The following is an 11950-nucleotide window of genomic DNA, read 5'->3' as shown; positions in this document are numbered from 1 at the left end:
CTCGATTGGGACGAAAATTAGCACTTGGCCCCCGTGCTGTCATCCCGCTAGATTGCCATGCGGCTGGACCAAAGGGCTGAGAAGTAGGGCGTAAATAATTGATTTTCATATGCAAAGATTTTTGGCGAATGAAAATTTGCGGCCAATCGGCAACAATTCCAGACGGGATCACGCTGTGAAGTTCGGCGCGATTGATCACGCGGTGACGGTCAATATCGCCACGCGCGCCGCATTGTTTCGCGCGCTGAGGGAGCGGTTTTCCGAAACCCGTGGCTTTGCGCTGGCCACGTTGAACCTCGACCACCTGACGAAACTGCCGCATGATCCGGCCTTTCTGGCAGCCTACCGGGCGCATGATCTGATCGTGGCCGATGGCAGGCCGGTGGTCTGGCTGTCGAGGCTCGCCGGCCGGCCGTTGGAGCTGATGCCGGGATCGGACCTGATCCTGCCGATCTGTACGATCTGCGCCGAGATGGAGGTGCCCATTGCACTGGTCGGCAGTTCGGACGAGGCGCTTGAAGGCGCGGCGGCGGCACTCGTGCGGTGGGTGCCGGGGCTGACGGTAAGCTACACCTGCGCCCCGCACTACGGGTTCGATCCGACGGGGCCGGAGGCCAATGCGATCTTTGAAGCGCTCAGCGCCAGCGGTGCGGGGATATGTTTCATCGCGCTGGGAGCACCGAAACAGGAGATATTCGCCGCGAGGGGCCTCAGAAAGGCACCGGGCGTGGGATTTGCCTCCATCGGCGCGGGGCTCGATTTCCTGTCGGGACACCAGGTGCGCGCACCGCGTATCATGCGGATGCTGGCGCTCGAATGGCTCTGGCGGGCGCTGCAGAGTCCACGCCGCATGGTGCCGCGTTACGCCAGGTGCTTCGCGATCCTGCCGGGCCTCACCATGCAGGCGCTGCGGCAGCGCGGCAAGTAGACCTATTTGTACTCGATCAGCCGGTTGCGACGGCCGCGCAGGCGGTTGAGATGGAACGACAGTGCGCCCAGCGCCTCGGGGACTTTCGAGAGCGTGTTGAAGAAGGCCCATTTTAGGGACTTGCGCCGTGACAGGCGCAACACCTGCAGCGGGTAGATCAGGAACAGCCAAAGCGCCCATGGCGAGACGGCGAGGGCCAGCAAGAGGATCGCAAGGGGCAGTGCCGCCCCCCAGAGGAGCGTGCGGCGGGTTTCGGCCACCCAGTGGCGTTCCGGCGGCGCGCCATGCAGGAACGCGCCTTCGGCAAAGGCATGGCCCGAACGCCTGCTCCGCCGCCACCACTGTCCGAAGCGGGTCAGTGCCGCGTCATGCCATGTCATTTCGGCATCCAGTCGCCAGACCTGCCAGCCTGCGGCGCGCAGCCTCACGCAAAGCTCCGGCTCTTCCCCCGCGATCAGGTCATCGCGGTAGCCGCCAACCGCGCGCAGGGCATCGAGACGCATCAGCGCATCGCCACCGCAGGCGCGGGCCTCCCCGACCGGCGTGTCCCATTCGTCGTCGATAAGCCCGTTGTAGACCGAGGCCTCGGGGTGTTTCTCGCGTCTGCGGCCACAGGCAACAGCGGCCTCGGGATGGGAGTCGAGGAAAGCGATGGCGGTTTGGAGCCAGCCGTCGCGCATGACGCAGTCGCCATCAAGAAGCTGGACGTAACGGGTGTCCTCATCAAGCCTTGCAAGCCCGGCATTGCGCGCCCGTGCGGCGGTGAAGGGCAGGTTCATGTCCAGCGCAACAACTTCGGCACCCCGCGCCATGGCCGCTTCGACAGATCCATCGGTCGAGCCTGAATCGACATAGACGATCCGCTCCACCTGCCCCTGCAAGGCATCGAGACAGGCAATCAGCCGTGCGCCCTCGTTCCGGCCGATGACCACGGCGGCGACGGTCATGTCGCGGCCTCCTTCAGGAAAGCGGTGTACCGGTCAGAACCCACAAGGAAACCGGCCCGGATCAACAAAGGCACCCTGTTCCAGCGCCGCGCATCCAGCGAGAAAAGCGAGACATCGGGTGTTTCCGCCAGAACGGCTGCGCGGGCGGCGTCCTCGCCATGCGCAAGGTCGCCCGAGGCAAGCGAGGCCGCATCGCGGGCGGCGGCGTTTCCGGCGAATTTGTAGTGTTTGATCACCCCGGTGATATCGGCACAGCGCACGCCCATCGACAGGTGCGGATGCGGCGCGGGTGTGACCTCGGGGCCGTTGAAGATCAGCGGATGCTTGGTGAGGCAGCAATTCTCGCCAAAGACCTTGCCACGCACGCCCCCGAAGTAGAACTGGATGTCAGAGGTTGGCACCGTATTGCCCGAGAGCAGGGCAGAAAAGGGAATCTCCGGGCTGTGATAATCATGTCGCCGCACCGCGCTGATGTCGAAATAGGCGAATTCTTCCAGAGCGTTGCGGTAGCTGAAATCCGCTACCGCATTCAGCGGTGCCTTGGGAAACATCTCAAGCATCTGCGCGACCAGCGCCGTCGCCCCCTGCCCTTCGAGATAGCGGATCAGGCCGCGAAGGCCCACCGTCTCGCGCCCCTCGAAGTCAAAGACCTCGTCCATGTCGATGTAGAGACACCAGCGGCTCTGGCCATAGGCGTTGGCGGGGTATTGGCGGATCAGGTCTTCGTACTCTGCCAGCGGCAGGGCACATTGATCGAGGATCGTGCCCGGCTCCGCCTTGATGCGCGCGATGGTGTCATCGGTGGAGCCGTTGTCGATAAAGGCGAAATGCCGGATGCCCAGCGCGCGGTAGTAGTCAAAGAACGCGTCCATGTAGTAGCTGCCGTTGCGCACCAGCACGATGGCAAGCACCTCGCCTTCCGGGACCGTTGCCGTGGGGCCGTGCAGGTGGCGCAGCGCCCGCGCGAACCGCGCACCGGGGCGGCGCTCGGCCATGCGGCGGGTCAGGCGGCGCAGGATATGGGCGGGGCTTTTCATCATCGGCGGGATACGCCAGATCACCGGGCCGGTCTACTACTCCGCTCCGGCGCGGTGTTCTTTCCAGCGCAGGTAGGCATTTGCGCCCCAGGTGGCGAAAGGCCGGGGCGGAAGCGGTTTTGGGGCGGCTTCCTGCGCGAAATGCGCGGTGATGTCCGACGTTGCCCCCATCGCCATCTCCGCCGCCGCGATACCTGTCAGCGTGCCGCGTGCGGTGCCGAGGCCGTTCTGGACACAGGCGGAAAAGACACCGCTTTCGATTTCCCGCGTGACGCTGACGCCGTTAAGGCTGAGGCAAAGGTGGCCGGCCCATGTGTATTCCATGCGAAGGCCCTTGAGTGCGGGAAAGCGTTCGTCGAACTTGGTGCGATGCACGGCGGCGGCGCGGGCGATGGCGCGGGGTGTGGCCTGCATATCCGGGCGTATGGTCGCACAGGTGCGGGTCACGATACGGTTGCCGCCCTGCGCGGTGTCGATCCGGCGCATCGTGGTGCCCATGGGGTCGGAGGGCGTGATGCCCCAGCGCGGCGCGCCGCCAAGCGCGTTAAGGGCGTCGCTGCTCAGATCGGGTGTCATGGAGGCGAAAAGGAACAGCTGGATCAGTCGGCCCTTCGCGATGCCAAAGCTTTCGAGGTGGCCATTGGCGGCAAGGATGATGCGGGAGGCCGTGACCTGCCCTGCGGCTGTGGTGATTTGCCAGTCCTTGCCGGTTTTCCTGAAAGACTTGACCGGGCTCAGTTCCGCAATCCGCAACCCTGCCCGGCGCAGACCCGCCGCCAGCCCCTGCACGTAGCCAGCCGGTTGCAGCATGAGTGTTCCAGGCGTGTAGAGGCCGGAGCGGTAGTGTTCACTGCCCGTCAAAGCCTGCATGGCCTGCGCGTCCAGCATCTCGGCCTCTTCGCCAAGGCTGGCGAGATGGGCCGCATAGCTGCGGTTATGCGCGTCGCCTGACGCTGTGGCAGCACCGTTCACCTTGCCATCCGGGTCGGCGTAGGCCGGATTGATCTGGTACTCCGCCACCGCGTCCCTGGCAAAGGCGATGGCCTGCCGATTGAGCGCGATCAGCGCGCGGTCGTCGCCCGCGCCCGCGTAGTCATCGGAGGCTAGGTCATGCGGGAGGTCGATCATAAAGCCGGAGTTGCGGCCTGCGGAACCTTCGCCGACGCGCAGGGCGTCGAGGACAATGATCCGGAGCGTGGGATCCAGCTGTGTCAGGCGCCTGGCGGCGGAGAGCCCGGCAAACCCCGCGCCGATGATCGCGACATCGGTGGTCGTGGTCCCTTCCAGCGGCTCTGAGGTGCCATAGCCTCCGATGATCTCGGCCCAGGCAGCGGGGGTGTCGAAAAGAGGCGTGCGCTGGGCGCGGTAGTTTTCCACCGTCAGCCCACCGCCTCGTCTGTATCATCGGCGAGGTCAAACCAGATGGTCTTGAGTTGCGTGTACTGATCGTGGGCGTGGATGCCGTTGTCACGGCCGCCGAAACCCGACTGTTTGAAGCCGCCGAAGGGGGTGGTGATGTCGCCCTCACCGTAGCTGTTCACCGTCACCGTGCCGGCCCGCAGCATCCGCGCGCCGCGCATGGCGCGCTTGGCGTTGGCCGTGAAGAGCGAGGCACAGAGACCGTAGTCGGTGTCGTTGGCGACGGCGATGGCTTCGTCGAAGGAGGCGACCTCGATAACGCTGAGCACGGGCCCGAAGATTTCCTCGCGCGCAAGCCGGTGCGTGTTGTCCGGCACTTCGATCACGGTGGCCTCGATGAAGGCATCGCCTTGGGTATCGCCGCCCGCAACCGCCTTGGGCGCATCCTGCAAGTAGCTGGCAACCTTGTCGAAATGGCGCTTGGACACCATCGTGCCCAGCCGCGTTTCGGGATCCAGCGGATCGCCCAAAGGCCATTCGCGGGCATGGGCGGTGATCTTGTTGATGAGCGGACCCTTGACGGATTTATGCACGATCAGCCGGGAGATGGCCGAGCAGTTCTCGCCCATGTTCCAGAAGGCCCCGTTCACGATATGCGCGGCCACCCGGTCGAGGTTCTCGGCGTCGTCCATGACGATGCAGGGGTTCTTGCCGCCCATTTCCAGAACGATTTCCTTGGCGTTGCTCTCGCCCGCGTAGGTAAGGAAGCGCTTGCCGGTCTGGGTGGAGCCGGTGAAGCTCACCATGTCGATGTCCATGTGCCGCCCGATCGGTTCTCCCACATCGGGGCCCATTCCGGGCAGCACGTTCAGCACACCGCGTGGCACACCCGCCTCATGGGCGAGTTCCGCAACGCGCAACGCAGTGAGCGAGGTTTCCTCGGCGGGTTTGACGATGACGGAACAGCCTGCAGCCAACGCCGGGCCGATCTTCCAGGCGAGCATCAGGAGAGGGAAGTTCCACGGCAGGACGAGACCCACCACGCCGACGGGTTCGCGAACCACCATGGCGATATGATCGTCAGACGCCGGGGCGACGGAATCGTACATCTTGTCAATGGTTTCTGCATGCCACTTGATGCAATGGATCATCTCGGGGATGTCGACGGTCTCGCAGTCGTAGATCGGTTTGCCGCTGTCGAGGCTTTCCATGACCGCCAGCTCGCGGGCGTTGCGCGTGAGCAGCTTCGCAAAGCGGATCAGGACCTCTTTGCGCTCGGTCGGGTGGGCCTTGGCCCACCGCCCGCCCTCGAACGCCTCGCGCGCCCTGGCGACCGCGAAATCCACATCTTCCATTCCGCAGGCCGCCACATCTGCAAGTTTTTCGCCCGTGGCCGGGTTCATCGTCTCGAAGGTCTTGCCCGAGGCCGCGGGGCGGTAGCCGCCATCAATGAAGGCGTTTGTGGCGAAGGTCATGTTCGCGGCCAGAGCGGCGTATTCTTCGCTTGTTAGCAGTCCCATGTCCCTACCCCTTCACGATCTCTGCGATGGTTGTCTTGAGCGTGCGGATCACCTGCTCCAGCGCGCGCTTGTCGTCCTTATTGAGCGGCTTCAGCGGCGGCAGTACTCCGCCGTTGTCGATCCCGGACATGGTGGTGCCGTGCTTGACGCATTGGATGAACTTGCCGCCCTGCTCCAGCACGCGCATGAGCGGCATCATGGCGGACATGATGCGCCGGCCCTTGTCGAAATCGCCTTGGACGGCGCAGGCCTCGTAGAGCGCGATATGTTCATGCGGCAGGAAGTTTGAGCCTGCACAGACCCACGACCGCGCGCCCCAGGCGAAGAATTCGAGCGCCTGGTCGTCCATACCGCAGGACATCTGGATATGCGGGTAGTCGCGGGCCAGCAGATGCACCCGGTTGATGTCGCCCGAGCTTTCCTTGATCGCGCAGATGTTGCGGGATCGGCCGACGCGGTCGAGGAACTCCTCGCCCATGTTCACGCCCATGCGGCCGGGATAATTGTAGAGCATCACCGGCAGGTTTGCCGCGCGGTCGATGGCGAGCGCGTTGAGCGCGTTCTCCCGTTCCGTGGGGACCGCGTAGGGCGGCGTAGCGAGCAGGATCGCGTCCGCCCCCATCTCGCGCGCGCCGGTGGCGAGCGCGATGCTGTCGGGTGTGCGCATGGTGCCGGTGCCGACGATCATCGGCAGGCGGCCCCTGATCCGTTCATGGGTGAATTGCGCCAGTTCCAGCCGTTCCTCCACGGTCTGGGCGTAATTCTCGCCGGTGGAGCCGCCCGAGATGATCCCATGAACGCCTGCCTCGACCAGATGTTCGACCTGGTCGGCCAAAGCGTCGCGGTTGAAGCTGCCGTCCGGCCCGAGTGGCGTGACGATGGGGGTGTAAATCCCTTCAAATCGGAAGATGGGGGTCATGGGGTCCTCAGCCGGTCGTGCCGAGAGGCAGGTCAAGGCCCCTTGGCATAACGTAGTGTTCGATGTTGTCGCGCGACAGATTCCAGTGGGCGGTGGCCAGTTCCCCTGCCGCATCGGCATCGCCCGCCTCGATCGCCGCGATGATGGCGTCGTGCTGCTGGCTGGCGAGGTCCAGGTTTCTGGCTGTCTCGGTATCGCGCGGGCGGAAGAAGGTCATGGAAATGCGGGCATGGTCGATCAGCAGCCTCTGGAAACTGGGCAGCAGATAGACATTGCCCGCCATCTGCCCGGTGATGTCGTGGAAGTGGTTGTTCGCCAGCGCCCGCGCCGCGATATCGCCGTTGCGCAAGGTTTCCTTGAAGCGCTTTTGCGCGTCCTTCAGCGCGGCGATCTGGATGTCGCTGGCGTTGGTGGCGGCAAGCCGCAGGATCGCGCTGTAGATCATCGGGGCGGCCAGGAAGAAGTCTCGCAGCGTCCTGTGGCTCATCTCGGCGACACGGGCGCCCCGGTTTTGGCGGATATCGACGTAGCCCTCACCGGCAAGCTGGCGCAGCACGTCGCGCAAGGGGGTACGCGACAGCTGCCATTCGGCGCTGAGGCTCATCTCGTCCAGATCGGCACCGGGGGCCAGTTGCTGCGTCAGGATGGCGTGACGCAGATGGTCGACAAGATCGGATTTCGATGTCTTCAGCTTTCCGGACACGTCTGCACTCCGCCGCTCTGTCAAAGATGAGTCGGCGATGTGTTAGCATTTTATACAATTTGTGTACAGAACTCAGGTCAGGCGAAATCCCTGTTTCTTGTCGCCGGTGAAATCACCGCATTCGCCGCTTCGCGCAATTCCGGAGAGTAGATCGTCTGGGTCGCACGGCCCGCGTTCTTGGAGGCGTAGAGGGCGACATCGGCATCGGAGAGCAGGTCTTCCATGCTTGGCGGCGTGCCTGTCTGTATCCAGACGGTGCCGATGCTGGCGGAAATCTTGCAGTCGGTTCCTTCGAAGGGGATCGGCTCTTCCAGCCTGTCGATGATCCGCTGCCCGACCTTGCGCAGGTTTTCCTCGTTTCGGACATCGGGCAGGACAACGGTGAATTCGTCACCGCCGACGCGGGCCACGACGTCCTGCTCGAGGGTTTCCTCGACCATGATCCTGGCCACGGTCTGCAGGACATGATCGCCCGCCGCGTGGCCGAGAGTGTCGTTGATGGTCTTGAAGTAATCCAGATCGATCTGCATGACCGCGAAGACAGCCCGCGCCGCGATCAGGCGATTGAGCACGGTATGGAGTGCGCGGCGGTTCTTGAGCCCGGTCAGCGTGTCGGTGAAAGCCTGTTCCTCGGCGGCGATCCTGGCCCATTCAAGGCGCTTGTTCAGGCGGTGCGAGGCCTCCATCGCCGCGGTTTTCGCCTCTACGAGGTAGAGCATCTCGATCGCGAGGTCGGTTGCGGCGAAATCCGCATTCGTGAGGGCGAAGTCCCGCACGGCTTCGACAATGGAGATGCCGAAGCTGAGGTTGACCACCACATGTCCCATCCCCTCCCCGTCAGGCACCAGGATACCCCTGAGCGAGGTATGAGGTTCCTGGCGAAGCTGGATGTGGAGCTTCTGTTCGGCAGTGACTGGCAGCGCCTTGGCAATGGCAAAGGCTGGCGGTCGCTTGACCTCGAACAACTCGATGAAGTTCCTGCCGACAGGGGAGCCTTCGGGAAACATCTTTTGCAGCGTGGGACCGGCGTGCAGGATCATGCCATCCGCGTCAAGGACGAGGTGCATGGGGCAAAGCACGTCGAGCGGCGACGAATGCCCGAGCAGGTTCATGCGGTGCAGGCCCCGAGTTCGAAGCGCCGCCCCTCGGAATAATCGCTTTCGATCACGCGGATCGAGACGATTTCCTTGCCACGGTGGGTGCCGGTATGTTCCAGCAGCACGAGCGCGCCGTAGTCGTCGGCCATCGCCCGCAAGAGCCCCATCATGACGTTGCCGTAACCCGTGATGGAGGCATCACAAAGCAGGCTGAAACCGCCGTCGCGATGGGGCATCAGTTCGAGCTTGGGCAGGTGGAGATCGGGCACCGCAAGGCGCACGCGTTCGTCCAGATCGTCTAGGGAATGCAGGAAATCGACAAAGTCGATCCCGCCGAAACGCAGCAGCCTGCGGACCCCCTCAAAACCGTGGTGAGAGACGATGAATGTTCCGATGTCTTCCATCACCTCGTCGCGCGATTGTTCGAGCACCTGCGCGGCGGCATCCAGCAGCCGGGGCGTGTGGCTGTCATCGTACTGCATCATCGCTTCGAACTCGGTGAAATCGAGCCCGGCGGCAAGGGCAACCCTGGCCCAGGCTTCCGCACCGTAGGCATAGGTGACGAAAAGCTGAATGCTGCGATTGATCAGACCAATCATGGCCAGGTTTCTCCGATGCACCCCATGGGGGAAGCATCGGGGGCCGAGGTTAATATTCGGCCAACATTTCGGATTCTAAATTGTTTTGCAGGTCACCGTCATACACGCAGCCCGAAAGCAAGGGCGCGGTTTCAGAAATCCGTCGGCGCCCCGCCCTCGGCCTTGCGGCGTGCGACGAAGTCGGCGAGCTCCTCGCGGATGGCCGGGTCTATTGCAGGCGGCTCGAAACTGGTGATGATTTCCTTGAAAATATGATGCGCGCGTTCGGCGGTCCAGATGCCGCCCGCCACCTCCCAGCCCTCGTAGTTGCGCCAATCCGAAAGGAAGGGCTGGTAGAAGGCTGTGGTATAACGATCCTGCGTATGCTGGATGCCAAAGAAATGGCCCGCGTTGCCCACGGATTTGATCGCGTCGAGGGCGATCTCGTCGGGACCTGTGGCGCAGAGCTCGGGCTCCATGTAGCGCTGGATTTGCTGAAGGACTTCGCAGTCCATGATGAACTTTTCAGGTGAAGCGATCAGCCCACCCTCCAGCCATCCGGCGGCGTGGTAGACCATGTTGGTGCCCGACTGCACGGCGGCCCAGAGCGAATTTGAGGTCTCCCACATCGCCTGTCCGTCCGGCACGTTGGCCGCGCAGACCCCGGAAGACCGCAGCGGCAGATTGTAGAACCGCGCCATCTGCCCGGTCATCTGGGTGGCGCGCATGTATTCGGGCGTGCCGAAGGCGGGTGCGCCGGACTTCATGTCCACGTTTGAGGTAAAGGTGCCGATCGCCACCGGACAGCCGGGGCGGATGATCTGCGCCAGCACCACGGCACAGAGCGCCTCGGCCAAAGATTGCGCCACCGCCCCTGCCATTGTGACCGGGGCCATCGCCCCCGCCAGCGTGAAAGGCGTCACAACCAACCCCTGCCCCCGGCGCGCCAGCCGCATCCAGCCGTCCATCATCGGAAAGTCGTGCTTGAGCGGCGAAGTGGAGTTGATGTTGGTGTACATGCGCGGCGTGGCGTCGAATTCCTCGTGGCTGAGCCCGCCCGCGATACGCACCATCTCCATCACGTCCTCGACCCGCTCGGCCCCCAGCGAATAGGCATGCATCACTTTGTCGGTCAGCGTCAGCTTGTCAAAGAGCACGTCGAGGTGGCGGACCGAGGCATGGATGTCCACCGGTTCAACCGGGTAGCCGCCCGCGAAGTGGATGCAGTTGAAGTACTGGGTCAGCTTGAGCAGGTTCTGGCACATCTCCCGCGTGCCGGGGACCTTCTTGCCGATGGCCATGTCCCAGTAGTTTGGCGGGGAAGAGACATTCCCGAAGAGCAGGTTACGGCCGCCCACGGTGATCGTGCGGTCGGGGTTGCGGGGCGTGAGGGTGAATTCCGACGGGGCCTTCGCGATCCATTCCATGACGAAGTCCCGGCCCATGCGGACGTTTTCGCCATCGACGGTGCAGCCCGCCTTGCGCAGGATGTCGCAGGCCTCGGGATTCAGGAACTCGATCCCGATTTCCTCGAGGATGCGCATCGCACCATCGTGAATGGCTTCGACGCCCTCGGGGCCCAGCGGTTCAGTGGGGGCGTCGATGTTCACGGGCGGCTTCCAGGGCATCTGTTCGATGACCGCCGTGCCGCGCCGGTCCTTCGCCCCTGCCCGTCCGCCGCCGCGTGTTCTGCGCTTGGTCGTCGCATCAGCCATGGTTCGGTCCTCCTGCACTGGGGTCAGAAGGCCCCAAGGCAGGCGCGCGGGCCTTCCCGTTCGCGACCGCCCGTGTCGTTTTAGGCCGAGATGCTCAGATCGGATCGGTATCGCGCGCGTCCAGCCAGTCTGGCAGGTGGCCGATGTCGGGCAGCACCGCATCGGCCAGGGGCGCCAGGGTCTCGCGCCGGGCTGGTCCGGTCAGCACGCCGATGGTGGTCATTCCGGCCGCGCGACCGGCTTGCAGGTCATGGGTGCTGTCGCCCACCATGACAATCTGCGCGGGCGGAAGGCCGACGGCTTGGGCGAAGGCGAGAAGCTGGCCGGGGGCGGGCTTGCCCCCGTGGCCGGAATCGAACCCCGCTATGAAATCGAAAAGGTCGGTGACACCCGCCTGGGCAAGGTGCGCCCGTGCCGGCGCCTCGGCGTCGTTTGTCGCCACCCCCAGCCGCAGGCCGCGCGCGCGCAGCAGGCCAAGAAGGGGCGGCAGGGGCACGGCGGGATGTTGGGGCGCGCTCTCGGCCTCCTCGTTGATCAGATCGAGAAGGCGCGCCTGCGGCAGTTCAGGAACATGTGGCACCAGCGCGTCCGCGACCTCGCCCGCGGTTCCGGCAATGACCACGCTGGTTGGGGCAAACTTGCCTGTTTGCATATCGAATTCAATAGCTTGTCCAAGTCTCTGAACACGCGCAAGATCGTTACCGCCGAGCCTTTTGAGCAACCCCTTCGCCCAGGCCTCCCATGTCGCCGCGAAATCGAAAAGCGTGCCGTCCTTGTCAAAGACAAGGCCCCTGATCCCGCTCATGTCCAGTTCACCTGCTCGCCGCCCGGCAGGGCCGCGCGGGCCAGCATGATGCGTTCGTAGGGCAAGGAATGCTCGTCGCAGAACGCCATGACCCAGGCGTCGTCCATCATCAGGAAATCCAGCACCGCGGCGAGAAAGACGGGATCCGCCGCGCGTTCCCTCAGATCGGCCTCCGATGCCCCGGTGCTGCCCAGGAAGACCGGCAGCAGGTCTTCGTGGGCCGCAAGCCAGCCAAGGGCCTGCAGCGCGAGTGTCTCGGCGGTTTCCTGCGAATAGGTCATCGGTTTCTTCGCTTTTTCTATACCTTAGAAACGCTTTGTTAACCAATACGCCCAAAGACTG

At 63.9% G+C, this 11950-nt stretch carries 12 protein-coding genes; 1 reads left to right on the top strand and 11 read right to left on the bottom strand.

Annotation, left to right across the window (positions count from 1 at the left end; all coding sequences use genetic code 11):
- Window positions 1–175: 175 nt before the first annotated feature.
- Complete coding sequence (locus AB2B41_RS05005; protein ID WP_367876652.1) at window positions 176–928, top strand: WecB/TagA/CpsF family glycosyltransferase; 753 nt, start codon at window positions 176–178, stop codon at window positions 926–928.
- Window positions 929–930: 2 nt separating this feature from the next.
- Here the strand turns inward: AB2B41_RS05005 and AB2B41_RS05000 are convergent, their stop codons facing one another.
- The 11 genes from AB2B41_RS05000 to AB2B41_RS04950 form a co-directional block, all read right to left on the bottom strand.
- Window positions 931–1875, bottom strand: coding sequence for a glycosyltransferase family 2 protein (locus AB2B41_RS05000; RefSeq protein ID WP_367876651.1), 945 nt, complete (start codon window positions 1873–1875; stop codon window positions 931–933).
- Window positions 1872–2936, bottom strand: coding sequence for a glycosyltransferase family 2 protein (locus AB2B41_RS04995; RefSeq protein ID WP_367876650.1), 1065 nt, complete (start codon window positions 2934–2936; stop codon window positions 1872–1874). The genes AB2B41_RS05000 and AB2B41_RS04995 overlap by 4 nt, the downstream gene beginning before the upstream one ends.
- Before the next feature lie 12 nt (window positions 2937–2948).
- Window positions 2949–4289, bottom strand: a complete 1341-nt coding sequence (locus AB2B41_RS04990; RefSeq protein ID WP_367876649.1) for an NAD(P)/FAD-dependent oxidoreductase — start codon at window positions 4287–4289, stop codon at window positions 2949–2951.
- Between the two features lie 2 nt (window positions 4290–4291).
- A complete protein-coding gene (locus tag AB2B41_RS04985; protein WP_367876648.1) occupies window positions 4292–5791 on the bottom strand; it encodes an aldehyde dehydrogenase in 1500 nt (499 codons plus the stop codon).
- A 4-nt stretch (window positions 5792–5795) separates the two neighbouring features.
- Window positions 5796–6710: a dihydrodipicolinate synthase family protein gene (locus AB2B41_RS04980; protein WP_367876647.1), complete on the bottom strand. Its 915-nt coding sequence runs from the start codon at window positions 6708–6710 to the stop codon at window positions 5796–5798.
- 7 nt (window positions 6711–6717) lie between these two features.
- Window positions 6718–7413, bottom strand: a complete 696-nt coding sequence (locus AB2B41_RS04975; protein ID WP_367876646.1) for a GntR family transcriptional regulator — start codon at window positions 7411–7413, stop codon at window positions 6718–6720.
- A 77-nt stretch (window positions 7414–7490) separates the two neighbouring features.
- Window positions 7491–8525 carry a diguanylate cyclase domain-containing protein gene (locus tag AB2B41_RS04970; RefSeq protein ID WP_367876645.1) on the bottom strand — a complete coding sequence of 345 codons (1035 nt, stop codon included), beginning with the start codon at window positions 8523–8525 and terminating at the stop codon, window positions 7491–7493.
- A complete protein-coding gene (locus AB2B41_RS04965; protein WP_367876644.1) occupies window positions 8522–9109 on the bottom strand; it encodes a heme NO-binding domain-containing protein in 588 nt (195 codons plus the stop codon). Before AB2B41_RS04965 ends, AB2B41_RS04970 begins: the two co-directional genes overlap by 4 nt.
- A 131-nt stretch (window positions 9110–9240) precedes the next feature.
- Window positions 9241–10803: a trimethylamine methyltransferase family protein gene (locus AB2B41_RS04960; RefSeq protein ID WP_367876643.1), complete on the bottom strand. Its 1563-nt coding sequence runs from the start codon at window positions 10801–10803 to the stop codon at window positions 9241–9243.
- A 94-nt stretch (window positions 10804–10897) separates the two neighbouring features.
- Entirely contained in the window at window positions 10898–11608 is a 711-nt protein-coding gene (locus AB2B41_RS04955; protein WP_367876642.1) for an HAD family hydrolase, read from the bottom strand.
- Window positions 11605–11889: a DUF3572 domain-containing protein gene (locus AB2B41_RS04950; protein ID WP_367876641.1), complete on the bottom strand. Its 285-nt coding sequence runs from the start codon at window positions 11887–11889 to the stop codon at window positions 11605–11607. The genes AB2B41_RS04955 and AB2B41_RS04950 overlap by 4 nt, the downstream gene beginning before the upstream one ends.
- Window positions 11890–11950: the final 61 nt, after the last annotated feature.

Origin of the sequence: Sulfitobacter sediminis, from assembly GCF_040811725.1 — a bacterium.
GTDB lineage: Bacteria > Pseudomonadota > Alphaproteobacteria > Rhodobacterales > Rhodobacteraceae > Sulfitobacter > Sulfitobacter sediminis.
Note: the sequence above shows the minus strand (reverse complement) of the source record. Positions and strands in the feature narration are given on the sequence as shown.

What these genes read in the sequence shown, in the direction of transcription:
- AB2B41_RS05000 (WP_367876651.1), bottom strand. Translation starts at nt 1,875, where the DNA reads ATGACCGTCGCCGCCGTGGTCATCGGCCGGAACGAGGGCGCACGGCTG.
- AB2B41_RS04985 (WP_367876648.1), bottom strand. Translation starts at nt 5,791, where the DNA reads ATGGGACTGCTAACAAGCGAAGAATACGCCGCTCTGGCCGCGAACATG.
- AB2B41_RS04980 (WP_367876647.1), bottom strand. Translation starts at nt 6,710, where the DNA reads ATGACCCCCATCTTCCGATTTGAAGGGATTTACACCCCCATCGTCACG.
- AB2B41_RS04970 (WP_367876645.1), bottom strand. Translation starts at nt 8,525, where the DNA reads ATGAACCTGCTCGGGCATTCGTCGCCGCTCGACGTGCTTTGCCCCATG.
- AB2B41_RS04965 (WP_367876644.1), bottom strand. Translation starts at nt 9,109, where the DNA reads ATGATTGGTCTGATCAATCGCAGCATTCAGCTTTTCGTCACCTATGCC.
- AB2B41_RS04960 (WP_367876643.1), bottom strand. Translation starts at nt 10,803, where the DNA reads ATGGCTGATGCGACGACCAAGCGCAGAACACGCGGCGGCGGACGGGCA.
- AB2B41_RS04955 (WP_367876642.1), bottom strand. Translation starts at nt 11,608, where the DNA reads ATGAGCGGGATCAGGGGCCTTGTCTTTGACAAGGACGGCACGCTTTTC.
- AB2B41_RS04950 (WP_367876641.1), bottom strand. Translation starts at nt 11,889, where the DNA reads ATGACCTATTCGCAGGAAACCGCCGAGACACTCGCGCTGCAGGCCCTT.